A 23925-nucleotide genomic window follows, 5' to 3' on the forward strand; every position below is an offset into this window, starting at 1 on the left:
CGGGGGCAGGGCGGCGCGACAGAAACGATTATGACTCGCACATTTGCCGTACGACGAGAGGGCGCGGTGTAACAGGTTGCTAGCCTCTTGCCAGACTACGCAACAATGCTGGCACCTTCGCAGGACGTTGGTATCCGCGGGTGTACGCCGCCTCATGCGCGGGGCGGCATGCAAAAAGGCCGCTGTGTGTCAGCGGCCTTCAAGGTGACGTGCGATGCGGCGCCGAGGCGCTGCAAACAAAGCGGTCAGCCGCCGCCCACCGCCACGACGATTTCGATCTGGTCGCCATCGGACAGCGTCGTCTGGGCGTGCTGGCTCTTGGGCACGATTTCGCCGTTGCGTTCGACGGCCACGCGCTTGCCGGCATAGCCCAGCGTTTCGAGCAGTTCGTTCACCGTGGTGTCCAGCGGGAACTCGCGGGCGTCTCCGTTCAGAGTGATGTGCATGACAGGGGTCCTCACTGTTTGGCGTAGTCGTCGGTGGCGGCGATCAGGCGCGCCAGCGTGCCGGGTTCGTCGAAGGCATGGCCGGCATCGGGCACCAGATGAAAGTGCGCCTCGGGCCACGCGCGATGCAGGTCCCACGCGGTGCGCGCGGGCGTGCACACGTCGTAGCGGCCCTGCACGATGGTGCCCGGGATGCCGCGCAGCTTGTGCGCGTCGCGGATCAGCTGGCCTTCTTCCATGAAGCCGGCATTGAAGAAATAGTGGTTCTCGATGCGCGCAAAAGCCAGCGCCGCGCGGTCGGCGGCATGGCTTTGCTGGTGGCGCGGGCTGGGCAGCAGCGTGATGGTGCTGTCTTCCCATTTGCTCCAGGCCTTGGCGGCACGCAGTTGCTCGGCGGGGTCGCTGCCCGTCAGGCGCTTGTGGTACGCCGCGACCAGGTCGCCGCGCTCGGCTTCGGGGATCGGCGCCAGGTACCCTTCCCAGCGGTCGGGAAACAGCCACGATGCGCCTTCCTGGTAGAACCACTGGATCTCGGCGCGCCGCAGGCCGAAAATGCCGCGCAGCACCAGCTCGCTGGTGCGCGCCGGGTGCGTTTCCGAATAGGCCAGCGCCAGCGTCGACCCCCATGAACCGCCAAACACCAGCCACTTGTCCGCGCCCATGACTTCTTCGCGCAGGCGCTCGATGTCGGCGACCAGATGCCACGTGGTGTTGTTGTCCAGGCTGGCGTGGGGATGCGAACGGCCGCAGCCGCGCTGATCAAAGAGCAGCACGTTGTAGCGTTGCGGATCGAACAACTGCCGGTGCACGGGCGAGCAGCCGCTGCCGGGCCCGCCATGCAGGAAGACGGCGGGCTTGCCGTTGGGATTGCCGCACAATTCCCAATAGATCTGGTGTCCGTCTCCGGTGTCCAGCATGCCTTGACGGTAGGGTTCGATCGGCGGATAGAGCATCAGGCGGCTCGCTTGAAGATCAGGTCCCAGACGCCGTGGCCCAGGCGCAGGCCGCGTGTCTCGAATTTGGTGAGGGGGCGGTAGTCGGGGCGCGGCGCGTAACCGTCCGCGGTGTTCTTCAAGAGCGGCTCGCCGCTCAGCACTTCCAGCATCTGCACCGCGTAATCTTCCCAGTCGGTGGCGCAGTGGATGTAGCCGCCGGGAGCGATGCGGCTGGCGAGCAGCGAGATGAACGCGGGCTGGATCAGGCGGCGCTTGTGATGGCGCTTCTTGGGCCAGGGGTCCGGAAAGTAGATGTGCACGCCGGCCAGGGAATCCGGAGCGATCATGTCGCGCACGACCTCCACGGCGTCATGCTGGATGATGCGCAGGTTCTGGATGCTGGAGTCTTCGATGCGGCGCAGCAGCGAACCGACGCCGGCGTTGAAGACTTCCACGCCCAGGAAGTTGTCGCCAGGCCGGGCGAGGGCGATCTTTTCGGTGGTCTCGCCCATGCCGAAGCCGATTTCCAGCACCGTCGGGGCCTGCCGTCCGAAGGCGGCGGCCGGATCCAGGCGGCGGGGGGCGTAGGGAATGGACCATTGGCCCATCAGACGCTCCAGCGCGGCAAGCTGGCCCTGCGTGATGTGGCCGCGACGGTGCACGAAGCTGCGGATGTGGGTGGCGCCGGGGCTGTTGGGCGCATAGGCGGCGCTGGCCAGCGCGGCCTGCGTTTCGGCGGAGACGGCGGCGGGCGCAGCGGCGTGCGCAGCGGCGGGCGCGGCGGCAGGGTTCACGCCGGGCTGGGTGGACGCGTCTGCGGCGGTGTCTGCAGGGGGGCTGGCGGGGGTGTTCGTGGGGCTATTCGTATTCATAGGCGGGATTGTAGTGGCAGGCTTGCCCGCGCGGAGCCGGTCAGAAGGACTAAAATAGGGACACATTTATCCCGCTTACCTGCGGCTATAGTTTCAGCCCGGTTTCCCTGTGCTGTAGTCCTTTTTCATGAACGTTGCCCGGATCGACCTCGTCACGCTCGCCCTGTTTGTCTCCGTGGCTCGCCAGGGAAGCATCTCGGCCGGCGCGCGCCAGTCGCATCTGGCGGTGGGCGCGGCCAGCAAGCGGATCTCCGACCTGGAAGCGGCGCTCGGGTCGCCCCTGCTGTACCGCAATGCCGCCGGCGTGGAACTGACCGACGCCGGCCAGGCGTGTCTGGTGCACGCGCTGCGCGTGCTGCAGGAAGTGGAACAGATGGCCGGCGCGCTGTCGGACTTCGCGCAAGGGGTGCGCGGGCAGGTGCGGATCGCCGCCAACACCTCGTCGCTGACGCAGTTCCTGCCTGAGGACCTGGCCGCGTTCATGGACGAGCACCCCGCGGTGCGGATCGACCTGGAAGAGCAGAACAGCATCGACATCGTCACCGCCGTGCTGGAGAACCGCGCGGACATCGGCGTGTTTGCCGATCGCACGCCGGCAGATGGCCTGGCCACCTTCCCGTACCGCCTGGACGAACTGGTGCTGATCGTGCCGCAACGCCACCCGCTCGCGGCCGAACCGCAGGTCGCCTTCGCGGACACGCTGGCCTACGACTACGTGGGCCTGCCGCCCGCGACGTCGCTGGCCACGCGCCTGTCCGAGGAAAGCGGCCGCATGGGCCGGGCGATGCGGCTGCGCATTCAGGTGCGCAGCTTTGACGCCATCTGCCGCATGGTGGCGGCCACGCGCGGCGTGGGCATCCTGCCGCGCATTGCCGCCGAGCCGCACGCCCGATCCATGCCGATCCGCCTGATTCCGCTGACCGACGAATGGGCGCGCCGCTGGCTGCTGCTGGGCGTGCGCGACGCCGACACCCTCACCGTGGCCGCGCGGCTGCTGCTGGCCCATCTGCGCGGCGAGAGCTGAGGGTTAGCCCGGGGTTTCTCGTTCCGGGAATGCCCCTTTCCCCGATTGTCCATTCCGCATCCTGACGTTTTGCGCGCACACTGCCGCCCATCATTACCGTAGGACGCGCCTGGGAGGCGATATGGCAGGGCAGATTCTTGCCGGCATTCGTGTGCTGGAACTGGGACAACTCATCGCAGGGCCTTTTGCGGCCAAGACCCTGGCCGACTTTGGCGCGCAGGTCATCAAGATCGAGCCTCCGGGCCAAGGCGATCCGCTGCGCAAATGGCGCCTTCTGCACGAAGGCACGTCGGTGTGGTGGGAGGCGCAGTCGCGCAACAAGCAGTCGGTCTGCGTGGACCTGCGCCAGCAGGAAGGCCAGGACATCGTGCGCCTGCTGGCGCGCGAGGCCGACGTGCTGATCGAGAATTTCCGCCCCGGCACGCTGGAAAAGTGGGGCCTGTCGTGGGAGGCGCTGCACGAATTGAATCCCCGCCTCATCATGCTGCGCATCTCGGGCTACGGCCAGACCGGCCCGAAGGCGCGCGAACCGGGCTTTGCCGCGATTGGCGAAGCCATGGCGGGGCTGCGCTACCTGAACGGCGAGCCGGGCCGCGCGCCGGTGCGCGCCGGATTGTCGCTGGGCGACACCATTGCCGGCCTGCACGGCGCGCTGGGCGTGATGCTGGCGCTGTACCAGCGCGATGCGCGGGGCGGCGTGGGGCAGGTGATCGACACCGCGCTGTATGAAAGCCTTTTCAATCTCAGCGAGAGCCTGCTGCCCGAGTATTCGGTGTTCGGCGCGGTCCGCGAGCCTGCCGGCGCGTCGCTGCCCGGCATCGCGCCCTCCAATGCCTATCCCTGCCAGGACGGCTACGTGCTCATCGCCGGCAACGGCGACGCCATCTACACCCGCTTGATGGCTCGCATCGGCCGCGACGACCTGGGGCAGGATCCGGCGCTGGCGCACAACGACGGACGCGCGCGCCGCGTGGACGAGATCGACGCCGCCATCGGCGCGTGGACGCAGCAACGCCAGATCGACGACGTGCTGGCCGCGATGCTGGAAGCGGGCGTGCCGGCCGGCCGAATCTATTCGGTGGCCGACATCGCCAAAGACCCGCACTACCGCGCCCGCAACGCCATCACGTCGATGGAATCGGCCGCGGGCGTGCAGGTCGAGATGCCCGCCGTCTTCCCGTATCTGTCGTCCAACCCCGGCGCGGTGCGCGAGCGCGCGCCGACGCTGGGCGAACACACCGACGCGGTGCTGGCGTCCGCTGGCCTGACTGAAGCACAGCGCGCCGCGCTGCGCGCCAAGGGAGTGATTGCATGAACCACGGACCCGCCCGCATCGAGATCAACGAGGTCGGCCCGCGCGACGGCCTGCAGATCGAAAAGACCCTGGTGTCCACCGACGACAAGGTCGCCTTCGTGGATGCGTTGTCCGAATGCGGCTTCGCGCGCATCGAGGTCACCAGCTTCACGTCGCCCAAGGCCATTCCCGCCCTGGCCGACGCCGTCGACGTCATGCGGCGCATCAGCCGCCGTCCCGGCGTGATCTACACCGCGCTGGTGCCCAACGTGCGCGGACTGGAACGCGCGCTGGAAGCCGGCACCGACGAAATGAACCTGGTCATGTCGTGCAGCGAGACGCACAACCGCGCCAACCTGCGCATGACGCGCGACCAGTCGTTTGCCGAGCTGTCGCAGGTGCTGGCTGCCGCGGCGAAGGCCGGCGCGCCTTGCAACGTGTCCTTGTCGACCGCTTTCGGCTGTCCCTTCGACGGCGACGTGCCTCCCGACACGGTGCTGGATCTGGCCGCGCGGCTGGTCGATGCGGGCGCTGCCGGCATCACGCTGTGCGACACGACGGGTATGGCGTTTCCGACGCAAGTGGGGGCGCTGTGCGAACAGGCTGCCGCCCGCCTGCCGGCCACGCCGCTGACCGTTCACTTGCACAACACGCGCGGCATGGCGCTCGCCAACGCCATCGCGGCCTGGCAGACCGGCATCACCCGCTTTGACGCGGCGGCGGGCGGCCTGGGCGGATGTCCTTATGCGCCGGGCGCCAGCGGCAACGTCAATACCGAAGAATTGGTCCACATGTTCGCGTGCATGGGCGTGCAGACCGGCGTGTCGCTGGAACCGCTGCTGGCCATTGTCCGCAATCTGCCGGGCCTGGTTCAGCGGGATCTGTCCAACGCGCTGTTGCAGGCGGGCCCCAGGCTGGCCCTGCATGCGCCGCCGACGTGGCTGGCGGAACGGTTTCCGGCCGGCGCCTGATTGATCGGCCGTTTTTCAGCAGTACCTGCAGTACCTGACACCACCCACAAATAACAATACCCAGGAGACAACGCATGGCCTCTTTCCGCCTGCCCACCGCCCTGCGCGCCAGCGCCGCCTTTGCCCTGACCTTTGCCGCCGGCGCCGCCAGCGCGCAGGCCGATTTTCCGAATCGCCCCGTCACGCTGATCGTGTCCGCCGCGCCCGGCGGCACCACCGACATCGCCGCCCGCCTGATCGCCCAGCCGTTGGGCGCGGCACTGGGCCAGAGCGTCGTCGTCGAGAACAAGCCCGGCGCTTCGGGCGGCATCGCCGCGCAGGCCGTGGCCCGCGCCAAGCCGGACGGCTACACGCTGCTGCTGCAATACTCGGGCTTTCAGGTCATCACCCCGCACGTGACGCCCGCCGCCGGCTGGGATCCCATCAAGGATTTCTCGCCCGTCGCCAATGTGCTGTCGGCGCCGCAGGTCGTGGTCGTGCGCCCGGATCTGCCCATCAAGTCCCTGAAGGAACTGGTCGCTTACGCCAAGGCCAACCCGGGCAAGCTGAACTACGCGTCGTCGGGCAACGGCTCGCTGCAGCAGGTCGCCACGGAGCTGCTCAACCAGATGGCCGGCACGCAGATCACGCACATTCCCTACAAGGGCACGGGGCCCGCGCTGAACGATCTCTTGGGCGGCGCCGTCGACATGACCATCACCACGCCGCCGCCGCTCCTGGGCCAGATCGCCGCGGGCAAGCTGCGCGCGCTGGCGGTCACGGGCAACGCCCGCCTGCCGTCGCTGCCCGACGTGCCCACGGCCGCCGAAGCCGGCTACCCCGACCTAATCGTCTCGTCGTGGTTCGCCATGTACGCGCCGAAGGACACGCCCGCGCCGGTCGTGGACAAGATCGCCGGCGAGATCCAGAAGATCATGAAGACCGACGAGTTCCGCAAGAAGGCGGCCGAGCAGGGCGCCGAGGCGACGTTCATGGGTCCGAAGGAACTGGGCGCCTACACGCAGACCGAACTGGACCGCTGGGGCAAGGTGGTCAAGGCGGCCAACATCACGGCGAATTGATCGCTGCGGGTGATCGTAGCGATTTATCGTAGCGATTTATCGTAGCGATTGACCGGAACGGGGCGGTTTACCGCCGCCCCGCCCGAAAAAAGCCGCGCTATAATCGCGGCTCTGCCCGGCCCACGGCCGCGGCACGACACCCGAGCGGGTGTAGTTCAATGGTAGAACGGCAGCTTCCCAAGCTTCATACGAGGGTTCGATTCCCTTCACCCGCTCCATCAATCCCCAGCAAGCTCCCATCCCCGCGACGCGAATCCTTCGATTCTGCCGCGTCGGCATTTCATTCCCTGCATCGATTCAATGCCGCGCGTGCGGATGTCCGCGTTGGCGTGCGCGGAGGTGTTCCCACGCGCGCCGTGCGGTCAGGCGGCGCGGTGGCACACGGCCTCGACGTTGTAGCCGTCGGGGTCCAGGATGAACGCACCGTAATAGTTGGGATGGTAGTGGGGCCGCAATCCCGGCGGGCCGTTATCCCGGCCGCCGGCGGCCAAGGCGGCGCGATGGAAGGCGTCGACCTCGTCCCGGCTGCGTGCGCGGAAGGCCACATGCACGCGCGGGGTGCAGGGCGTGCCTTCATGGATCCAGAACTCGCCACCCGGGTTGTCGGCATCGGCGGGGTCGCCGGTGCCAAAGCCCATGTCGGTCTCGAAAGTCTTGCGTGGCACATAGCCCAAGGCCGCCAGCGCGCTCTGGTAGAACGCGCGGCTACGCGCGAAGTCGCTCACGTGGATGGTGATGTGGTCCAGCATGCACTGCTCCTTCAGCAAGGCGGCCCCCCGGGCCGGAGCGATCAGCATAGGCCATGGGGGCGGGCAAGGAAGCGATGTATCGCAAGTCGAGGCGACTGCATGGGGCTGGCGCGGCGGTCGCTCACACCTGCGCCATGCCGCCATCCACAAACAGCTCGACGCCATTGACGAAGCTGGCTGCGTCGGAAGCCAGAAACGCAACCGCCTTGCCGATCTCTTGCGGCTCGCCCAGGCGGCCCAGCGGCACCTGCGCGGCCAGATGATCGAACAGGCCTTGACGCGCCTCGTCCGGAACCAGGCCGCCCAGTCCTGGCGTGCGGACAGGGCCGGGGCTGACGACGTTTACGCGGATGCCGCGGTCCTTGAGGTCCAGCGCCCACGAACGCGCAAAGTTGCGCACGGCGGCCTTGCTGGCGCTGTAGACGCTGAAGTTCGCCGTTCCCTGGATCGAAACGGTCGAGGCCGTGAGGATCACCGACGCGCCGTCGACCAGCAGCGGCAGCGCCTTTTGCACGGTGAACAAGGTGCCGCGCACGTTGGTGCCGAATATGCGATCGAAATGTTCTTCGGTGATGGCGCCCAGCGGCATCATGTCGCCGCCGCCGGCGTTGGCAAACAGAATGTCGAGCCGTCCGGCGCTTTCGGCGATCTGGGCGTAGACCGTGTCCAGCTCGCTCAGCACCGACGCGTCGGCGCGAATACCCGTCGCCGCGCCGCCAATGCTGGCCACGGCGGCGTCAAGTTCCGCCTGGCGGCGTCCGGTGATGAAGACCCGCGCGCCTTGCGCGGCCAGTTCCTGGGCGGTTGCCAGGCCGATACCTGTGGTGCCGCCGGTGACGAGGGCGATTTTGCCGTTCAGTTGTTGGTTCATGATGCGCTCCATGTTCTTGAAAGTGAAGGTTGACCGTCATGTGCCGGTGCGGCGAATTCCGCTGAGAGGCCGGTAATGATTGGGCATGGAGGTACTGTAGGGCCGCCTGGATAATGAATAAACCCGGTAAGATTAAAAGAACTATTCATATTTATGGATAATCGACGCGCTTGAGGAGACTGCGGCATGGACCAATTGACGGCGATTCGCGGCTTTGCCCGCGTGGTGGAGGCGGGCAGCTTCACGCGGGCGGCAGATTCGCTGGACATGCCGAACGCCACGCTAAGCAAGATGGTCCAGGACCTGGAGGCGCACCTTGGCGTGCGCCTGTTGCAACGCACGACCCGGCGCGTGACGGTCACGCCCGAAGGCCGCGAGTACTACGAGAAGACGCTGCGCATCGTGCGCGATCTGGAAGACATCGACGGCGGCTTCAAGGCCGTGCAGGGAAAGCCCAAAGGCCACCTGCGCATCGATGTGGGCGGATCCACGGCGCGTGATGTGCTGATCCCCGCGATCCCCGATTTCCTGGCGCGTTATCCCGACATCAGGATCGATCTTGGCGTGTCGGATCGCGCCGTGAACCTGATCAGCGACAACGTGGATTGCGTGATCCGTGGCGGTCCGCTTGACGATTCATCGCTGGTGGCCCGGCAGATCGGCAAGGCGGACCTGATCACGTGCGCCACGCCGGGATACCTCAAGCAATTCGGCACGCCGGCCTATCCGGATGAGTTGAAGAACGGCCACAAACTGGTCAGCTACCTGTCGCCGCAGAACGGCCGGGCATTTCCATTCCGCTTTGAACGCGACGGCGTGAAAACGGAGATCAAGGTCGAACACCGCGTGGGCGTGAACGAAAGCAACGCGCATCTGGCGGCGGCGCTGGCGGGCTTGGGCATTGTTCAGACCTTTACCTATGCGGCGGGCCCCGCGTTGAAGCGTGGCGCGCTCGTCGAGATCCTGAAACCGTGGCGGCCTCAGCCGTATCCCTTTCATGTGGTGTATCCGCACAATCGCCATGTCACGCACCGGCTGCGCGTGTTCATCGATTGGCTCTTGGCGCAACTTCCCGCGCGGCTTGGGGATTGAGCCAGGCTGCCGGGGCATTCTCCATTACCTGGCGCGTGGGTGGTTGCCGGAAAATTTCCATCGATCCATTTCGAATATGCGGTTCGTTTCACGCAATTGAGGTCTGTCCTGCCCTCGATCAATGGACAGCCAAGGAAGGGCTCTAAGGGCCGACAGCGGCTGGTAAAACGACGTCGAAAAACGATGGCGAAGCGTTCCTTGTCTTCGCCGTCATGAGGGGAATCCGAGTCGGCCTTTTGGCCGCAAGGGACCCGCCATCGACTTCGTTACCGGGGAGTGCTGATTCCATGTTGCGCCAGCGTGCGTTCCTTTTGTCTGGCATGCCGGCATGACGCAGGCGCCCCTCCCGCTTCTTGAGCGCCTGCGCGTTGACGGCGTCATTCGCGCTGACCACCATGCGGCGGCGCTGCTTAGGCTGCAAGCGCTGCCGCAGGCGCCCTTCATGACGCTGGGCGGCGCCCTGGTCTGGCTGGCGGCCGAGGGCATCCTGTCCGAACTGGATCTGGACGAGATGTTCGAGTGGGCCGTGACCGAGGGTACTGTCGACCGCAACGCCACGCGTCGCCAGGCCCTGGCGGAGATGGAAGCGTTGTGCCAGCGCGGGATTGACAATCACGTCGCACGTTTGGAGCGGGGCAGCCTGCTCCAGGCCATTTTTCCGGGACGGCGCTGGGCCTGGCTGGTGGCCATTGCCGGGGCGGCCGCCGCGGTGACGCTGCTGTAGCGGCAGGCGGTCCCGCCGCTTGCCGCGGCGCATCAGAAGCTGGGCTTTCTCGACTGGCTACGCTGCAAACTCGATCCGTGCATTCGTCCATGCCGGGTCAACCATCTGGATGCTGACGCCGCTGTATTTCAATACCGCCTGCGTCATGTCGTTCGAGCAGCCCATGCCGGGATTCGAGCTGGGCTTGGCGCACCATTCCATATTCAGGTCGTTGGGGTAGTTGGACTGGCGGCCGTACTTCTCCAGCGCCGCCTTGCCCATCGCTTCCTTGTTGGCCGGGGTCCAGGGCAGTTCATAACGGATCTGCGACACCGCGAGCGGGCGTTGCTGGTCGACGGGCACGCGCGGTTCGAAGTGGACGATGAAGTTGATGCCGTCCTTCTCGTAGCTGAAATTCATCGGCATCTTGGAGTTCGTGACGGGGTTGTTCCTCGCGTAGCCGATCCGGATGTCTTTCTTGCCGACATGAAAATTCTTGGCGGCGGCGGCGAGCGCTTCGTCAAAGTCCATGCCGGTCTTGACGCCGGCAACGTCGAACTCGCGGGCATCGACGGAGCGCTGTGAGGCGGCGTGCGCGGGCAGAACGGCGGCGGCGCCGAGCGCCGAGATGAGGAGGGCAGCTTTCAACTTCAACATAAAGATCCTTATCGAATGGCGCGAGGATTATCCGATCGGACCTTTATTGCGTCCCTAATAAAGTGCAACGAAACTTCTCCGGTCACGGCTGCTGGCTGGGTTCGCTGGGTTCTTCCGCCAGAAAACCGCCGCTCTGGTGCCGCCACAAGCGCGCGTACACGCCGTTCATCGCCAGCAGTTCCGCGTGGCTGCCCTGTTCGATGATGCGCCCTTGATCCATCACGATAAGCCGGTCCATGGCGGCAATCGTCGATAGCCGGTGCGCGATCGCGATGACGGTCTTGCCTTGCATGACTTCGTCCAGGCTTTCCTGGATGGCGGCTTCCACTTCCGAATCGAGCGCGCTGGTGGCTTCGTCCAGCAGCAGGATGGGCGCGTTCTTGAGCATGACGCGGGCGATCGCGATGCGCTGACGTTGTCCGCCAGACAGCTTGACGCCGCGTTCGCCGACGAGCGTGTCGTAGCCGGAATTGCCATGCGAATCGCTGAGCTGCTCGATGAATTCGTCGGCCTGCGCACGGGCCGCGGCGGCGCGGATCTCTTCGCGGCTGGCGTCGGGGCGGCCGTAGGCGATGTTGTCGCAGATGGACCGGTGCAGCAGGGACGTGTCCTGAGTGACCATGCCGATGGCGCTGCGCAGGCTGTCTTGCGTGACCTGCGAGATGTCCTGGCCGTCGATGCGGATGTGGCCGCGTTCGACATCGTAAAAGCGCAGCAGCAGGTTGATGAGTGTGGACTTGCCGGCGCCCGAGCGGCCCACCAGGCCGATCTTTTCGCCGGGGCGCACGATGAGCGTGAGGCCGTCCAGGACCTGGCGCTCATTGTTGTAGTTGAAGTAGACGTCGTCGAACTGAACTTCGCCGCGCGTGACGCGCAGGGTGGCCGCGTTGGGCGCGTCCTGGACTTTGGGGGCGTGAGTCAGGGTGGCGATGCCGTCCTGCACGGTGCCGATGTTCTCGAAAAGCGAGGTCATCTGCCACATGATCCAGTGCGACATGCCGTTCACGCGCAGCGCCATGGCGGTGACGGCGGCGACGGCGCCGGTGCCAATTTCGCTGCCATGCCACAGCCACAGCGCGTAACCGCCAGCGCCCAGGATCAGCGCCGATACCAACGCCTGGTTGACGATCTCGAACTGGCTGACCAGACGCATCTGCCGGTAGCCGGTTTCCTTGAAGTCCTCCATGGCGGCGCGCGCGAAGCGGGCCTCGCGGTTGGTGTGCGAGAAGAGCTTGACGGTGGTGATGTTGGTGTAGGCGTCGGTGACGCGGCCCGTCATGGACGAGCGGGCATGCGCCTGTTCCTTGCCGACCTTGCCCAGACGCGGCACGAAATACATCATGGCCAGCCCGTAAAGCGCCATCCAGCCGATGAAGGGCAGCATGAGCCGCCAGTCGAACCCGCCGGCCAGCGCGACGATGGTGATGAAGTAGACGGCGATGCCGAGCACGATTTCGCAGAAAGTCAGCAGCACTTCGCGCACGGCCAGCGCGGTTTGCATCACCTTGGTGGTGACGCGGCCGGCAAATTCATCGGAGAAGAACGACAGGCTTTGCCGCAGCATCATGCGGTGAAAGTCCCATCGCAGGCGCAGCGGCAGATTGATGGCCAGGACCTGATGCTGGACCAGCGTGCGCAGCGCGACGACGCCAACGCTGGCGCACAGCACGATGGCGATGCCCCACAGAACGCGCTGCTCGTGCGCCGACGCGGGCTCTCCGGCGTTCCAGGCGGTCAGCATGTCGACGACCTGGCCCAGGAAGGCGAAGAGCCATGCTTCGTAGATGGAGACGGCCGCGCTCAGGATCGCCAGTGCGGCGATGTAGCGGCGCGAGCCGTGCGTGCAGAACCAGAGGAACGCGAAGAATCCCGTGGGCGGCGGGGGCACGTTCTCGGAAGGGAAGGGGTTGAGCTGGCTTTCAAATCTGCGGAACAAGGCAGAGACTCCGGAATCTGGATGGGGCTTTCGATGAGGCGCTGGCGTGGCGCGCACGGCCGCGGCGGGCCCGGGGGGAGCATGCCCCGGCGCAAAGCGATATTTAAGCGCATTCGGCAAACGCCGGGAAATGCAGAGAGGGATTAGGCGGCGCGAGGTGAAAGCCTGGTCGATTGGCCGGCGGGGAAGGGCGGGATCGACGCGGAAGGAACCCGGAAGACGGGTTAGCGGCGCGCAGCGCCCAGCGCTGCCGCGTGAGCCGCCAGCCAGTGCCGGAACCGATCCGCAAAGCAGTCGACGACGCGGTCCTCGTGGCCGAGCGACGCCGCGCTGTTGTGGGGGCTGATCCACACCGAGGGCAGCGACCAGAGGGGCGACGCCACGGGCAGCGGCTCTTCGGTGAAGGTGTCGAGGTACGCACCCGCCAGGTGTCCGCTGGCCAGCGCGTGCGTCAGCGCGGCTTGGTCGACCAGCTCGCCCCGGGCGACGTTCACGATGCGGGCGCCGCGCGGCAGCCGCGCGAGCTGGCGGCCGCCGACGATGCCAGCGGTCGATGCGTTCAGGGGCAGCGCCAGCACCAGCCAATCGCAATGCGGCAGGACGTCGTCCAGTTGATCCAAACCTATGACGGTGTCAAAGCCTGGCGCGGGTTCGGCGCGGCGGCGCACAGCCGTGGTGGACAGGCCAAGCGCCGAGCACAAACGCCCGATCTCCTGCCCGATCGCGCCTGCGCCCAGCACCACCACGCGCATCGACGCGAGGTCGCGGGGCCGCGCGTCGCCCGTCAAGGGTTGCCATGCGCGCTGCGCCTGCGACGCGAGCCACCGGTCGAAGCCGCGTGACTGCGCCAGGATGGCAGCCACCGCCGTCTGGGCAATGGGGGCGGCGGTGACGCCGGTTGACGCGGTGACTGGGATGCCGCGCGCCAACGTAGTTGCGTACTGGGGCAAGTCCTGGCCGGATGAGCACACGTGCAGCCAGCGCAGGTTGGGCGCGGCGTCCGCCACACGGAAGAACGCATCGGATAGCGGCCCGGGTTTGCGCAGGGAGCTGCCTTCGTACAGGTCCCGCGAAAAGAAGGCCACGTCGATGTGCCTGGGGTCTGCATCATCGACACGATGGCGTTGCAGGCGCACGCCGCCCGCTTGGGCCATGCCGTCCAGGCGCGGGCCGTGCGCGGCATCGACCTTGGCCGACAGCAGCAGGCCCAGCGCGGGGGCGGCCGTGTTCAACGGACGACCTGCCAGCGGTCGCGTTCGCCGGGATAGATGACGCCGTATTCGGCGATCGCGTCGTCGTCGAACCGGAAGGCAAGACCGGGTTCGGTGGGCACCAGCAGGTTGCCGTCTTCGGCCTGCAGCTGGCGGTCGATGAGGCGGCGGAAGTTGACGATGTGATCGTCCGGCATCCATTCCACGTAGGTCGCGTTGGGCGCGCTGGCGGCCAGGTGGATGTGCACGTCGTGCCACGCGTGCGGCGCAACGGTGATGCCGTGGCTGTCCGCCGTGGCCGCGATTCGGCGCCATTCGGTGATGCCGCCGCACACGGTCGCGTCGGTTTGCAGGATGGTGGTGGCGCCGCTGGCGATCAGGTCCTTGAAGCGCCAGCGGCCGGCTTCGACTTCCCCGGTGGCGACCGTGACCGGCGTGGCGCGCGCCAGCCGCACGTGGTTGTCGATGTCGTCGGGCGAGAAGGGTTCTTCGATCCAGAAGGGGTGATAGGGCTCGAACGCGCGCATGTATTCCAGCGCCGTGGGCAGGTCGCGCCATGCGTTGTTGGCGTCCAGCATCAGGCGCACGTCGTCGCCGATGGCCTCGCGCACGGCAGCAATGCGTTTGCGCTCGCCGGCCACGCTTTCCAGGCCGACCTTCATCTTGACGGCGCGAAAGCCCTCTTTGACGTGCTGCGCCATTTCGGCGGCCAGCTTGTCCGGCGTCTTGCCCGGCTGGTAGTACCCGCCGCTGGCGTAGGCCGGCACGCGGTCCTTCACCGTGGCGCCCAGGTACTGGAAGAGCGGCACGCCGGCGCTGCGCGCGTTCAAGTCCCACAGCGCCGTGTCGATGGCGGACAGTGCGCGCATCACGCCGCCGGCGCGGCCCAGCAGCAGCGCCTCCTGGTACAGCTCGGTCCACAGGCCTTCGACCCGCAGGGACTCCTGGCCCACCAGCCGCGGCGCCAGCAGGTCGGTCACCGCTACGGACAGCAGGCGTCCCGCGCTGTTGACTGCGTAGCAGTATCCCAGGCCCTCGTGGCCGTCGGTCGAGCGGATACGCACCAGGCAGTATTCGCGCGCCTTGACCTGGCGCGTGGAGAACGTCACCGGATTCGCGAGCGGCACGCGGGCGATGCAGACTGAGACGGATTCGATGGTAGGCATATGCAGGGATGCTCCGGTTTGGATTGGGATCAGTCGAACTTGAGGTTGCTTTGCTTGATGACGCCAGCCCACTTCACTTTTTCGCTGTCGATTAATTGCTGGAACTGCGCGGGCGATTCATCCAGCGGCTTCAGGCCCATTTCGTCCAGGCGCGCCTTCATGGCAGGCTGGCTGACCACGCGCGAGATCTCCTTGTGCAGGAATTCGACGACCTGCGGCGGCGTGCCGGCCGGCGCGATGATGCCGAACCAGACGTTGGCCTCGTAACCGGGCACGCCGGATTCGGCAAGCGTCGGCACGTCGGGCAGTTGCGGCAGGCGCTCCTTTGACGTCACAGCCAGCGCCTTGAGCTTGTTCTGCTTGATGAAGGGCAGGCTCTGCGTGGGCGTGGCGAAGATCAACGGAATCAGCCCGCCGATCACGTCGGTCTGCGCGGGCGCGCCGCCCTTGTAGGGAATGTGGTTCATGCGGATGCCGGCCATCTGGTCCAGCAGCTCCAGCGAGATGTGCTGCGTGGAGCCCTGGCCCGGCGTGCCGAAGTCGATGCCGCGCTCTTTCTTCTTGGCCAGCGTGATCAGGTCTTTGGTGGTGTTGGGCTCGAACTTGGGATTGGCGACCAGCACGAACGGGGTGTCGGCGATCAGCGAGACGGGCGCGAAATCCGTGAGCGTGTAGGTGAGGTTGGGGTAGAGCAGCGTATTAGTCACGTGCGAGGAGATCACCAGCATCAACGTGTAGCCGTCGGCGGGCGAGCGCTTCAGTTCACCGGTGGCGATGGTGCTGTTCGCGCCCGGCTTGTTCTCGACGATCATCGGCTGCGGCCACGTCTTGGACAATTCGGCCGCCACCATGCGGGCGACCGTGTCGTTGGATCCGCCGGGCGCCATGCCAACCATCAGGCGCACGGGTTTGGCGGGGTAGGTATCGGCAAATGCCAGCGGGGCGGCGCAGGCGAAGGCGGCGGACAGGCAGCCGCCAGCGAGAACACGGGCGAGGCGCTTCATGGGGTTGTCTCCTTGAATTGTTCTGCTGTTGTGACCCCATGATAGGCACCGCTTCTCAGTCGATGAATGGATAATTTTGATAAGAAAATCGAAGAAATCGATAAATGCGCGCGCGGCGAAAAGCGGGCGCGTGAATGCGGGTGGGGTGCGCCGGTGGCAAGGCGCCCGCCCGTCTGGCATCGCAGGCGAAAGCGTCAGTCCAGCGTGCGGGCCAGCGCCTGGACGGAGGGCTGCAGGTGTTCTCGCAGCAGGGCGAGGAAAGCCTGCGCAGCCAACGAATCGGTGGCGTCGCGCCGCCGTGCCAGGCAGATGTCGCGTTCGTTGATCGGCAGGGACAGCGGCACGGCCTTCAGCCCGGCCAGCCGAAACTGAAACAGCGCCAGGGTTGGCGCAATGGTGACGCCCAGGCCGGCCGCGATGAACCCGGCCGCCGTCGACAGGCTGTTGACCTGGTGCGAACGCAGCCACTGCCGGGGATAGATGGCGGCGTCCAGGTGCTGGCGGATGCTGCTGTTGCTCTCGAAGCCGATGATGGGATAGTCCAGCACGTCCTGCACCGACAGGCGGCGGCGGGCCGCCAGCGGGTGGCTGGCGGGACAGATGAAGTGGAAGGTGTCGCGCGCCAGCACCTCGATGTCGAGGTCGGTGCTGGGATAGGCAGCCGCGCACAGCGCGAAATCCACCTGGCGGTTGCGAACCATGTCGATGCACACGGTGCTGGCCACGTCCTGCACCTGCACGCTGATGCCGGGGTAGTCGTCGCCGAAGCGGGCGATCAACCCGGGCAGGATGCCTGACGAAATCGACGGCAGCGCGGCAAGCGCAACGCGGCCCTTGCGCCGCTCGACGTGGTCGCGCATTTCGGCCAGGGCGCGCTCTGTTTCAGGCAGCAGGTGCGCGACGATGTTCTGAAAGGCCTCGCCCTCGGCGGTCAGCTCGACGTTGCGTGTGCTGCGCGAGAAAAGCTTCACGCCGAGGTCGCTTTCCAGGTTGGAAATGAGGGCGCTGAACGCGCTCTGCGTCAGACAGCAGTGCTCGGCCGCGCGCGTGAAACTGCGCAATGCCGCCAGGGCCGTGAAGGCCTTCATGTGGCGTAGCGATAGGTTCATGCGGCGGACTCCGCTGCGCTAAGGACTAGAAACCATACAGCGCCGCGGGATTGGCCGCCAGCACCTGGCGGCGCAACGCCGCGTCGGGCAGCCAGGCCGCGATTTCGCGCAGCAGGCGTTCTGGCGGAACGTCGCGATAGGCGCTGACTTCAGTGGGGCCTTTGCCGGGTTCGCGGTTGGTGTGCGGCCAGTCGCTGGCCCACAGGGCGCGTTCGGGGTTGCAAGCGATGAAGGCGCGGGCCAGCGCGGTGACGCGCGTGGCCGCTTCGGTGTCATCGGGGTTGGCGCTGATGCGGTACGACGCGGACAGCTTGACGTACGCGGCGCCGTCACCGACCAGCGCCAGCACTTGCCGCACGCGCGGATCGTCCAGCGGCAGCGCTGCCGGAATCATCGCGAAGTGGTCCAGCACCACCGGCACGGGCAGCCGGGCCAGCGCGGGGGCCGCGGCGGCGATGGCGTCGAGCGAAGCGTAGACCTGCAGGTGCCAGCCTTGCCCCGCAAGGCGGCCGGCCCAGGCCGACAGCGCGCGGCTGACGGTGGCGGCGTCGCTGGCGCCCGTGCTTTCGAGGTTGACGCGCAGGCCGCGCACGCCGGCGTCGTGCAGGCGCGAGAGTTCAGCGTCCGCCACGTCATCATCCACGACGGCCACCCCCCGTGCCGCGCCGTCCAGCGCCAGCAGGCTGTCCACCAGCAGGCGGTTGTCGGTGCCGTAGATGCTGGGCTGCACGATCACGGCATGGGCCAGGCCCAGGCGTTGCAGATGCGCGCGCAGCGCATCCGCGGACGCGGGGCCGGGCGTGTAGGGCCGGTCCGCCAGCATGGGGTAATCGGCCTGCGGCGCCACGACGTGCACGTGGCAATCGCAGGCGCCGGCGGCAAGCTGCGGCGCCGTCATGGTCAGCCCGCCTGCAGGCGCGCGACGAAGGCCGCGCCGGCTTCGCGCGTGCCCAGCTTGCCGCCCACGTCGCGCGTGCATTCCTGCGCGAGGATGGTGTCGGCGATGGTGGCCTCGATGGCGGCGGCGGCCTGCAGGAAGGCCTGGTTGCCGGTCTTTTGGCCGTGCCAGTTCAGGAGCATCGCGCCCGACAGGATCAGCGAGATCGGGTTGGCGATGTTCTGGCCTGCGATGTCGGGGGCCGAGCCATGCGCCGCCTGTCCCATCGCGTAGTCGCGGCCCGCGTTCAGCGAGCCGCCCAGGCCCAGGCTGCCCGACAGTTCGGCGGTGAGATCGGACAGGATGTCGCCGAACATGTTGGTGGTGACGATGACGTCGTAGCGCTGAGGCGCGCGCACCACGTGCGCCATCATGGCGTCGACGATCACGTCGTCGACGCGGACTTCCGGGAATTCCTGCGCGACCTGGCGGCACATCTCCAGGAACATGCCGTCGCCCAGCTTGAGCACGTTTGCCTTGTGCACCATCGTGACGTGCTTGTTGCGCGTCATGGCCAGCTCGAACGCCGTGCGCGCGATGCGCTCGCAGCACTGGCGGGTGATGCGGCGCAGGGACACGACGACGTCGGGCGTGATCAGCATCTCGCTGCCGCCGGACTCGACGTTGCGGTCGGCATAGAAGCCTTCGGTGTTCTCGCGCACCACCACCAGGTCGAATTCGCCCAGGCGCGCCTGCATGCCGGGGTAGGTCCGCGCGGGACGGATGTTGGCGTGAAGGTCCAGCTTCTTGCGAAAGTACATGGACGGATTGATTTCGCCGCGCGCTTCGTCCTTGAAGTCATAGGTGGCCATGGGGCCCAGCATCAGGCCGTCGGCCGCCTTGACCTTTTCAAGGAGGGCGGGCGTGACGGTGGCGCCGTGCTGCTTCAGGCTGTCGTGGCCCGCAATGTCGTGGTCGAACTGCAGGTTCAGGCCGAAGCGGCGCGAGACGGCTTCAAGCACGTCGACAGCGACCGCCATGGTTTCGGGGCCGATGCCGTCGCCGGGGAGTACAACGATTTTCATGGAGCGTTTTCCTGTGGATGATTCGGCCGGGTTTAGTCGACCTGGACCCCGGTGGCTTGCACCAGGTTCTGATATTTGGCGGCTTCGCTGCGCACGAAGGCCGTGAATTCCTGGGACGTGTTCGGCCGCACGGCCGCGCCGTCGCCTTCGAGCCGCGACTTGATCGCGGGTTCGGCCAGGATGGCATTCAGCTTTGCATTGAGCTGCTCGACCACCGCGGGGGGCGTCTGCGCGGGCGCGAAGACGCCGCCCCACAAGCTGAATTGGAAGTCCGGCACGGCGGCCTCGCTGATGGTGGGCACCTTGGGCAGGATGCCCAGGCGCTCCCGCGAGGATACCGCCAGCGCCCGCAGCCGGCCGCTGTTGATGTGCGGCATGGCGGCCGATGCGCTGGAGAAGAAGCAGTCGACATGCCCGCCGAGCAGGTCCGACATGGCCTGGCCGGCGCCCTTGTACGGCGCGTGGATCATGCGTGTTTGCGTGCCCAGCGCCAGCGCGGCGGCGGCCAGATGGCCCGGCGTGGCGGTGCCCGACGACGCGTAGGCGATGGCGTCCGGCTTGGCGCGGGCGGCCGCGATCAGCGCGGCCAGGTCCGCATACGGCGACTTTTCCGGCACGGCCAGGACGAGGGGCGAATCCCCCACCAGGATCACCGGCGCGAACTCGCGCAGCGGGTCGTAGCCCAGCGACTTCATGGCGTACGGGTTGACGGCGATTTCGCCGGTCTGGCCCAGGAGCAAGGTGTAGCCGTCGGCGGGCGCGCGCAACACGATGCGCGATCCGACCGCGCCCGATGCGCCGGGGCGGTTCTCGACGATGAAGGTCTGCTTGAGTTCCGTGCCCAGGCGTTCAGCCAGGATGCGGGCGAAGACGTCGCCCTGCCCGCCGGGGGCATAGGGCACGATGATCGTCACGGGCTTGGCGGGATAGGCATCCGCCGCCCGCGCCGCGCCGGCAAGGGTCAGCGCCACGCCGGCCGCCGCGCCTTGCAGCAGGCGGCGGCGCGCGGGGTTCAGGGGATGTCGGGGCTGCTGCATGGTGTCTCCTTGTTGTGCGTGCGGCGGGCCGGTCAGTCCAGCTTCATGCCGGACTTCTTGACCACGCCTTGCCACATCTCCAGTTCGGCGGCCAGGGCCTTGCCGAAGTCGTCGGGCGATCCGCTGATGGCCTGGGCGCCTTCGTGCTTCAGGCGGTCGGCGACCAGCTTGTCGGCGGCCGCGTCGTTGATGGCCTGGTTCAGCTTGCCGACGACCTCGGGCGGCGTGCCGGCCGGCGCCAGCACGCCCCACCACGTCGTGATGTCGAAATCGGCAACGCCTGCCTCGGCCACGGTGGGCGTGTCGGGGAACAGCGGCGAGCGCGTCTTGCCCGTGACGGCCAGCAGGTCCACGCGCTGGTCGCGCACCTGCGACAGGATGGTGGGCACGGTGGCGAAAAACACCTGAACGCGTCCGGTCAGCAGATCGACGGTGGCCGGCCCGCTGCCCTTGTAGGGCACGTGCGTCATGGCGGCGTTGGTCTTCTGCTTGAACAGTTCGCCGGCCAGATGGTTGATGCTGCCGTTGCCGGCCGAGCAGAAGTTCAGGTCCGCGCCCGGCTTGGCGGCGAGCTGGCGCAGGTCGGCGATGGAGGTCAGCTTCAGGTCCTTGGCCGTCACCACGAAGAGCGGGCCGCGGCCCAGCATCGCGATGGGCGCGAAGGACTTGCGCACGTCATAGGTGGTGCTGATGCCGGCGGCGGCGTTGGTGACGAATGTGGACGTCGCAAAAAGCAGCGTGTAGCCGTCAGGCCGCGCGTTGGCGACCAGCGCGGCGCCGATGGAGCCGCCACCGCCGCCGCGGTTTTCCACGACCACGGACTGCCCCAGCTTGTCGGCCAGCGTGCGCGCCATGTCGCGCGCAATGCTGTCGGTGCCGCCGCCCGCCGCAAACGGCACCACCAACGTGATGGGGCGGCTGGAGTAGGAATCGGCGGACGCTGCCACCGGCGCGCAAAGCGCGGGCAACAGAAGGGCCAGCCCCGCCAGCAGCCGCTGCGGGGATACGTTGAACTGCTTCATCGACTTGTCTCCGATCGATGGCCGCGCTTAACCCTGGCGCAGCATCTTTAGGCGTTCCAGCAGGGCCTGGTGAATGTGGTGCTGCGCGGCGTCTTGCGCGCCTTGAACATCGCGGGCGCGGATGGCGTCGACGATGGCCTGGTGTTCCTGGTTGGAGCGGCCGGCCCGCTCCGATGAGCTGAGCGTGCTGCGTCCCAGCAGGTAGGTGGTCTCGGTCAGCGAATGCAGCGAGCGGATCAGGTAGCGGTTGTGCGCGGCGCTGTAGATGGCCTGGTGAAAGCGCAGGTTCTGGGCGACGGGGTCGCCGCCGTCGCCTTCGTCCAGGATGGCCTGCATGTTGGCGACTTCGGCGTCCGTGGCATGGCGCGCGGCGAAGGCGGCGGCAGCGCCCTCCAGCACTTCGCGCATGGAGTAGAGCTCGCCGACTTCCTGCTGGTCCATCGTGGTGACGACCAGTCCGCGGCCGGGCTCGTGCGTGATGAGGCCTTCGTCCTGGATGCGCTTGAGCGCTTCGCGCACGGGGGTGCGGCCCATTTCGAGCTGGTCGGCGACTTCCACTTCGCGCAGCCGGTGGCTGGGCGTGAACATGCCGGCCAGGATGCGGCGCTTGATCTCGTTGTAGGCCGCGAAGGCCTGCGAATTGCTCTTGGGAATGGGCAAGGCTGTCTCGATGCGTTTTTTGTATATTTTTGCATACAAAAAATCGACCGACAATCCGGCCCCTGAAAATAGATGCCTGGCCGGGTTATCCGCCTAGCGGTGCGCGCGACACGTGACGCCGGAACAGGTCCGCCATGGTGGCCGCCGCCAGCGACAGCGGCGTGCGCTGCAGCGTCATGATGCCGATGCTGGCCACGGGCATGGGCACGTCGGCGCGGATGCGCCGTGCCTCGTCGCCGTAGGGCTTGATGTCCAGCATGCCGGACGGACAGAGGATGAGCGCGTCGCTGCGGGTCATCAGGTTCCACATGACGCCGAAGGTGTCGCACTCGATGACCCGCTGGGGTTCGGGCAGGCGGTGCGCGCGCAGCCCGCGCAGAAAGGCTTCGGTGTGGCTGCCGGGCGATACGTTGAGCAGCCATTCGCAGCCGCGGATGTCGTCCCAACGCTTTGCGCGCGCCAGCGGATGACCCTTGCGGCACGCGATCATGAATTCCAGCGGCCGCAGTTCCTCGAAGTCGAATTCCTGCCCGCCGGCGCCGTCGTTCATGCGCGAGGCCAGCGCGAAATCCAGCGCGCCGTTTCGCAGCGCGGGCAGCACCGCGGGGAGCAATCCCTCGGAGACCTTGACCCTGGCGGCCGGCATGCTTGCGCGGAACTCGGCCAGCACGTCGGGCAGCACGCTCATCATCACCATGGGTGTGACGCCGACCGCCACGCGCGCCTGCGCGCCGCTGAGCAGCTGGCGGATGTCCTGGCGGGCCAGCGCGAGTTGCGCCTGCGCCAGGCGAGCCCGAACCGTGAGGTGCTCGCCGCATTCGGTGACGGCGATGCCCTTGGGGCTGCGCGTCAGAAGCGGCGCGTCCAGTTCGGTTTCGAGTTCCTTGATGGCCTTGGTCACGGCGGCCTGGCTCAGATGCAGGCTGCGCGCGGCGGCGCGGATGCTGCGCAGTTCGGCCACTTTCAGCCACGCGCGCAATTGATGGTCTTTCACGACGATGAGCCCCTGACAACCTGGGGTGGTCACCTTAACAAAAATATAGCCTTACACGCAGCGCGGACCATCCCTAAGCTGATCGTCGATCAGGCCCGGAAAGACCGATGGCCTGGCCCGAAAAGCGCTTCAGGAGAATGCCATGCCGATCTTTGCCCGCCGTGCCGTTTCCTTGTTTCTGGTCCTCGTGGCCGCCACCGTCGCCAGCGCCGCCCGCGCCGACTGGCCGCAGCGGCCGATCAAGCTCATCGTCCCGTATGCCGCGGGGTCGGGCCCGGATGTGGTGCTGCGGCCGATCGCCGACGCGCTCGGCCGCGAGCTGGGGCAGCCGGTCATCGTGGAGAACCGGGGCGGCGCGGGCGGCATCGTCGGCACGCAGGCGCTGGCGTCGGCCGCGCCCGATGGCTACACCATCGGCTTCGGCAATATCGTCACGCTGGCGATCAACAAGAGCATGTACGCCAAGCTGCCCTATGACCCGCAACGCAGCCTGGCGCCCGTCAGCCTGGCCATCAGCAATGCGCTGGTGCTGATCGCGCAACGGCCTGCCGGCCAGCAACGTGCAGGAGCTGGCCGCGTACGCGAAGCAGCATCCGGGCAAGGTCAGCGTGGGATCGCTGGGCGTCGGATCCAGCGCGCATTTGGCGGGAGAGATGCTCAAGAGCGAAACCGGCACCACCATGTTGCATGTGCCGTACAAGAGCGGCCAGCAGGCCGTGGTGGATCTGGCCGGCGGACAGCTTGACGTGATGATCGACAACGTGGCGGGCGTGCTGCCTTTCATCCGCGCGGGCCAGGTCAAGGTGCTGGGCGCCACCAGCCTGACGCGCGTGCCGGTGCTGCCGGATGTGCCGACGCTGGACGAATCGGGCTTGAAGGGATTTGAGGTCGTGTCGTGGGGCGGCATCGTGACGCCGGCGGGCACCCCGGCGCCGGTGATCGCCAAGCTGAACGCCGCCATTGCCAAGGCGTTGCAAGACCCCGCGGTGCAGAAGCAGAACGAGACGCTGTCGGTCGATGCCACGCCGTCCACGCCCGAGCAGTTCGCCAGCCTCATCGCTGCGGAGATTCCGCGCTGGGCGGCGATGGTCAAGCAGTCCGGCGCGTCGGCGGACTGAACGGTCGGCGCGGAACGGGCTTTGCAGCGCG

Annotated in this window: 24 protein-coding genes, 1 tRNA gene and 1 pseudogene; 9 read left to right on the forward strand and 17 right to left on the reverse strand. The window is 67.1% G+C overall.

The window, feature by feature from the left end:
* Positions 1-245 precede the first annotated feature (245 nt).
* The 3 genes from thiS to trmB are packed head-to-tail and all read right to left on the reverse strand — an operon-like array spanning position 246 to position 2253.
* A complete protein-coding gene (thiS, locus tag ASD87_RS18580) occupies positions 246-446 on the reverse strand; it encodes a sulfur carrier protein ThiS (protein WP_056324916.1) in 201 nt (66 codons plus the stop codon).
* A gap of 11 nt (positions 447-457) precedes the next feature.
* A complete protein-coding gene (gene pip / locus ASD87_RS18585; RefSeq protein WP_056324918.1) occupies positions 458-1399 on the reverse strand; it encodes a prolyl aminopeptidase in 942 nt (313 codons plus the stop codon).
* A complete protein-coding gene (trmB, locus tag ASD87_RS18590; protein WP_056324922.1) occupies positions 1399-2253 on the reverse strand; it encodes a tRNA (guanosine(46)-N7)-methyltransferase TrmB in 855 nt (284 codons plus the stop codon). The genes pip and trmB overlap by 1 nt, the downstream gene beginning before the upstream one ends.
* Before the next feature lie 127 nt (positions 2254-2380).
* Between trmB and ASD87_RS18595 the strand changes: the two genes are divergently transcribed.
* From ASD87_RS18595 to ASD87_RS18615, 5 genes are all read left to right on the forward strand, one after another.
* Positions 2381-3277 carry a LysR substrate-binding domain-containing protein gene (locus ASD87_RS18595; protein WP_056324924.1) on the forward strand — a complete coding sequence of 299 codons (897 nt, stop codon included), beginning with the start codon at positions 2381-2383 and terminating at the stop codon, positions 3275-3277.
* Between the two features lie 121 nt (positions 3278-3398).
* On the forward strand, positions 3399-4592 hold the full coding sequence (locus ASD87_RS18600; protein ID WP_056324927.1) for a CaiB/BaiF CoA-transferase family protein: 1194 nt from the start codon (positions 3399-3401) through the stop codon (positions 4590-4592).
* Positions 4589-5542 carry a hydroxymethylglutaryl-CoA lyase gene (locus ASD87_RS18605; RefSeq protein ID WP_056324929.1) on the forward strand — a complete coding sequence of 318 codons (954 nt, stop codon included), beginning with the start codon at positions 4589-4591 and terminating at the stop codon, positions 5540-5542. Before ASD87_RS18600 ends, ASD87_RS18605 begins: the two co-directional genes overlap by 4 nt.
* A 74-nt stretch (positions 5543-5616) precedes the next feature.
* Complete coding sequence (locus ASD87_RS18610) at positions 5617-6603, forward strand: tripartite tricarboxylate transporter substrate binding protein (RefSeq protein ID WP_056324932.1); 987 nt, start codon at positions 5617-5619, stop codon at positions 6601-6603.
* Between the two features lie 144 nt (positions 6604-6747).
* Positions 6748-6821: transfer RNA gene (locus tag ASD87_RS18615), tRNA-Gly, on the forward strand.
* A 144-nt stretch (positions 6822-6965) separates the two neighbouring features.
* Here ASD87_RS18615 and ASD87_RS18620 read toward each other — a convergent pair.
* Both ASD87_RS18620 and ASD87_RS18625 read right to left on the reverse strand, forming a co-directional pair.
* A complete protein-coding gene (locus ASD87_RS18620; RefSeq protein ID WP_056325933.1) occupies positions 6966-7352 on the reverse strand; it encodes a VOC family protein in 387 nt (128 codons plus the stop codon).
* 121 nt (positions 7353-7473) lie between these two features.
* Positions 7474-8223 carry a glucose 1-dehydrogenase gene (locus tag ASD87_RS18625; protein WP_056324934.1) on the reverse strand — a complete coding sequence of 250 codons (750 nt, stop codon included), beginning with the start codon at positions 8221-8223 and terminating at the stop codon, positions 7474-7476.
* A 186-nt stretch (positions 8224-8409) separates the two neighbouring features.
* On the opposite strand from ASD87_RS18625, the gene ASD87_RS18630 reads away from it, so the two are divergent.
* Both ASD87_RS18630 and ASD87_RS18635 read left to right on the forward strand, forming a co-directional pair.
* Positions 8410-9315, forward strand: coding sequence for a LysR family transcriptional regulator (locus ASD87_RS18630; RefSeq protein WP_056324937.1), 906 nt, complete (start codon positions 8410-8412; stop codon positions 9313-9315).
* A 328-nt stretch (positions 9316-9643) separates the two neighbouring features.
* Positions 9644-10039, forward strand: coding sequence for a hypothetical protein (locus ASD87_RS18635; protein ID WP_056324940.1), 396 nt, complete (start codon positions 9644-9646; stop codon positions 10037-10039).
* A 57-nt stretch (positions 10040-10096) separates the two neighbouring features.
* On the opposite strand, the gene ASD87_RS18640 is transcribed toward ASD87_RS18635, so the two are convergent.
* The 12 genes from ASD87_RS18640 to ASD87_RS18695 all read right to left on the reverse strand — a co-directional run bounded on the left by ASD87_RS18640 (position 10097) and on the right by ASD87_RS18695 (position 22776).
* Positions 10097-10675 (reverse strand): hypothetical protein, encoded by a 579-nt coding sequence (locus ASD87_RS18640; RefSeq protein WP_235512751.1) that lies wholly within the window; start codon positions 10673-10675, stop codon positions 10097-10099.
* Positions 10676-10757: 82 nt separating this feature from the next.
* Positions 10758-12611, reverse strand: a complete 1854-nt coding sequence (locus tag ASD87_RS18645; RefSeq protein WP_056324942.1) for an ABC transporter ATP-binding protein — start codon at positions 12609-12611, stop codon at positions 10758-10760.
* A gap of 224 nt (positions 12612-12835) precedes the next feature.
* Positions 12836-13843, reverse strand: a complete 1008-nt coding sequence (locus tag ASD87_RS18650; protein WP_056324951.1) for a D-2-hydroxyacid dehydrogenase — start codon at positions 13841-13843, stop codon at positions 12836-12838.
* Positions 13840-14988 (reverse strand): mandelate racemase/muconate lactonizing enzyme family protein, encoded by a 1149-nt coding sequence (locus tag ASD87_RS18655; RefSeq protein ID WP_056324953.1) that lies wholly within the window; start codon positions 14986-14988, stop codon positions 13840-13842. The genes ASD87_RS18650 and ASD87_RS18655 overlap by 4 nt, the downstream gene beginning before the upstream one ends.
* 29 nt (positions 14989-15017) lie before the next feature.
* The gene (locus ASD87_RS18660; RefSeq protein ID WP_056324955.1) at positions 15018-15992 is read right to left on the reverse strand and encodes a tripartite tricarboxylate transporter substrate binding protein; all 975 of its coding nucleotides are present in this window, start codon (positions 15990-15992) and stop codon (positions 15018-15020) included.
* Positions 15993-16186: 194 nt separating this feature from the next.
* Positions 16187-17101 carry a LysR family transcriptional regulator gene (locus tag ASD87_RS18665; protein ID WP_056324957.1) on the reverse strand — a complete coding sequence of 305 codons (915 nt, stop codon included), beginning with the start codon at positions 17099-17101 and terminating at the stop codon, positions 16187-16189.
* 25 nt (positions 17102-17126) lie between these two features.
* Positions 17127-17999: an amidohydrolase family protein gene (locus ASD87_RS18670; RefSeq protein ID WP_056324959.1), complete on the reverse strand. Its 873-nt coding sequence runs from the start codon at positions 17997-17999 to the stop codon at positions 17127-17129.
* 2 nt (positions 18000-18001) lie between these two features.
* Positions 18002-19063, reverse strand: coding sequence for an isocitrate/isopropylmalate dehydrogenase family protein (locus ASD87_RS18675; protein WP_056324961.1), 1062 nt, complete (start codon positions 19061-19063; stop codon positions 18002-18004).
* A gap of 32 nt (positions 19064-19095) precedes the next feature.
* A complete protein-coding gene (locus ASD87_RS18680) occupies positions 19096-20100 on the reverse strand; it encodes a tripartite tricarboxylate transporter substrate binding protein (protein WP_056324963.1) in 1005 nt (334 codons plus the stop codon).
* Between the two features lie 32 nt (positions 20101-20132).
* Positions 20133-21122, reverse strand: a complete 990-nt coding sequence (locus ASD87_RS18685; protein ID WP_056324964.1) for a tripartite tricarboxylate transporter substrate binding protein — start codon at positions 21120-21122, stop codon at positions 20133-20135.
* A 27-nt stretch (positions 21123-21149) separates the two neighbouring features.
* Entirely contained in the window at positions 21150-21782 is a 633-nt protein-coding gene (locus ASD87_RS18690; RefSeq protein WP_172802155.1) for a GntR family transcriptional regulator, read from the reverse strand.
* Between the two features lie 85 nt (positions 21783-21867).
* The gene (locus tag ASD87_RS18695; protein WP_056324966.1) at positions 21868-22776 is read right to left on the reverse strand and encodes a LysR substrate-binding domain-containing protein; all 909 of its coding nucleotides are present in this window, start codon (positions 22774-22776) and stop codon (positions 21868-21870) included.
* Between the two features lie 142 nt (positions 22777-22918).
* On the opposite strand from ASD87_RS18695, the pseudogene ASD87_RS27515 reads away from it, so the two are divergent.
* Positions 22919-23257, forward strand: a pseudogene (locus ASD87_RS27515) (Bug family tripartite tricarboxylate transporter substrate binding protein); the annotation flags it as partial.
* A 79-nt stretch (positions 23258-23336) separates the two neighbouring features.
* Complete coding sequence (locus ASD87_RS27520; protein WP_255357272.1) at positions 23337-23894, forward strand: tripartite tricarboxylate transporter substrate-binding protein; 558 nt, start codon at positions 23337-23339, stop codon at positions 23892-23894.
* Positions 23895-23925 lie beyond the last annotated feature (31 nt).

The organism is Achromobacter sp. Root170, assembly GCF_001428165.1.
GTDB classification, from domain to species: domain Bacteria; phylum Pseudomonadota; class Gammaproteobacteria; order Burkholderiales; family Burkholderiaceae_B; genus Achromobacter; species Achromobacter mucicolens.

Excerpts from the sequence above, each read along its gene's own strand:
- ASD87_RS18680 (WP_056324963.1), bottom strand. The coding sequence starts at position 20,100 with ATGCAGCAGCCCCGACATCCCCTGAACCCCGCGCGCCGCCGCCTGCTG.
- ASD87_RS18595 (WP_056324924.1), top strand. The coding sequence starts at position 2,381 with ATGAACGTTGCCCGGATCGACCTCGTCACGCTCGCCCTGTTTGTCTCC.
- ASD87_RS18660 (WP_056324955.1), bottom strand. The coding sequence starts at position 15,992 with ATGAAGCGCCTCGCCCGTGTTCTCGCTGGCGGCTGCCTGTCCGCCGCC.
- ASD87_RS18605 (WP_056324929.1), top strand. The coding sequence starts at position 4,589 with ATGAACCACGGACCCGCCCGCATCGAGATCAACGAGGTCGGCCCGCGC.
- ASD87_RS18655 (WP_056324953.1), bottom strand. The coding sequence starts at position 14,988 with ATGCCTACCATCGAATCCGTCTCAGTCTGCATCGCCCGCGTGCCGCTC.
- ASD87_RS18670 (WP_056324959.1), bottom strand. The coding sequence starts at position 17,999 with ATGACGGCGCCGCAGCTTGCCGCCGGCGCCTGCGATTGCCACGTGCAC.
- ASD87_RS18640 (WP_235512751.1), bottom strand. The coding sequence starts at position 10,675 with ATGTTGAAGTTGAAAGCTGCCCTCCTCATCTCGGCGCTCGGCGCCGCC.
- ASD87_RS18625 (WP_056324934.1), bottom strand. The coding sequence starts at position 8,223 with ATGAACCAACAACTGAACGGCAAAATCGCCCTCGTCACCGGCGGCACC.
- trmB (WP_056324922.1), bottom strand. The coding sequence starts at position 2,253 with ATGAATACGAATAGCCCCACGAACACCCCCGCCAGCCCCCCTGCAGAC.
- ASD87_RS18675 (WP_056324961.1), bottom strand. The coding sequence starts at position 19,063 with ATGAAAATCGTTGTACTCCCCGGCGACGGCATCGGCCCCGAAACCATG.
- ASD87_RS18620 (WP_056325933.1), bottom strand. The coding sequence starts at position 7,352 with ATGCTGGACCACATCACCATCCACGTGAGCGACTTCGCGCGTAGCCGC.
- ASD87_RS18600 (WP_056324927.1), top strand. The coding sequence starts at position 3,399 with ATGGCAGGGCAGATTCTTGCCGGCATTCGTGTGCTGGAACTGGGACAA.
- ASD87_RS18635 (WP_056324940.1), top strand. The coding sequence starts at position 9,644 with ATGACGCAGGCGCCCCTCCCGCTTCTTGAGCGCCTGCGCGTTGACGGC.
- ASD87_RS18685 (WP_056324964.1), bottom strand. The coding sequence starts at position 21,122 with ATGAAGCAGTTCAACGTATCCCCGCAGCGGCTGCTGGCGGGGCTGGCC.
- ASD87_RS18630 (WP_056324937.1), top strand. The coding sequence starts at position 8,410 with ATGGACCAATTGACGGCGATTCGCGGCTTTGCCCGCGTGGTGGAGGCG.
- ASD87_RS18665 (WP_056324957.1), bottom strand. The coding sequence starts at position 17,101 with ATGAACCTATCGCTACGCCACATGAAGGCCTTCACGGCCCTGGCGGCA.
- thiS (WP_056324916.1), bottom strand. The coding sequence starts at position 446 with ATGCACATCACTCTGAACGGAGACGCCCGCGAGTTCCCGCTGGACACC.
- ASD87_RS18610 (WP_056324932.1), top strand. The coding sequence starts at position 5,617 with ATGGCCTCTTTCCGCCTGCCCACCGCCCTGCGCGCCAGCGCCGCCTTT.
- pip (WP_056324918.1), bottom strand. The coding sequence starts at position 1,399 with ATGCTCTATCCGCCGATCGAACCCTACCGTCAAGGCATGCTGGACACC.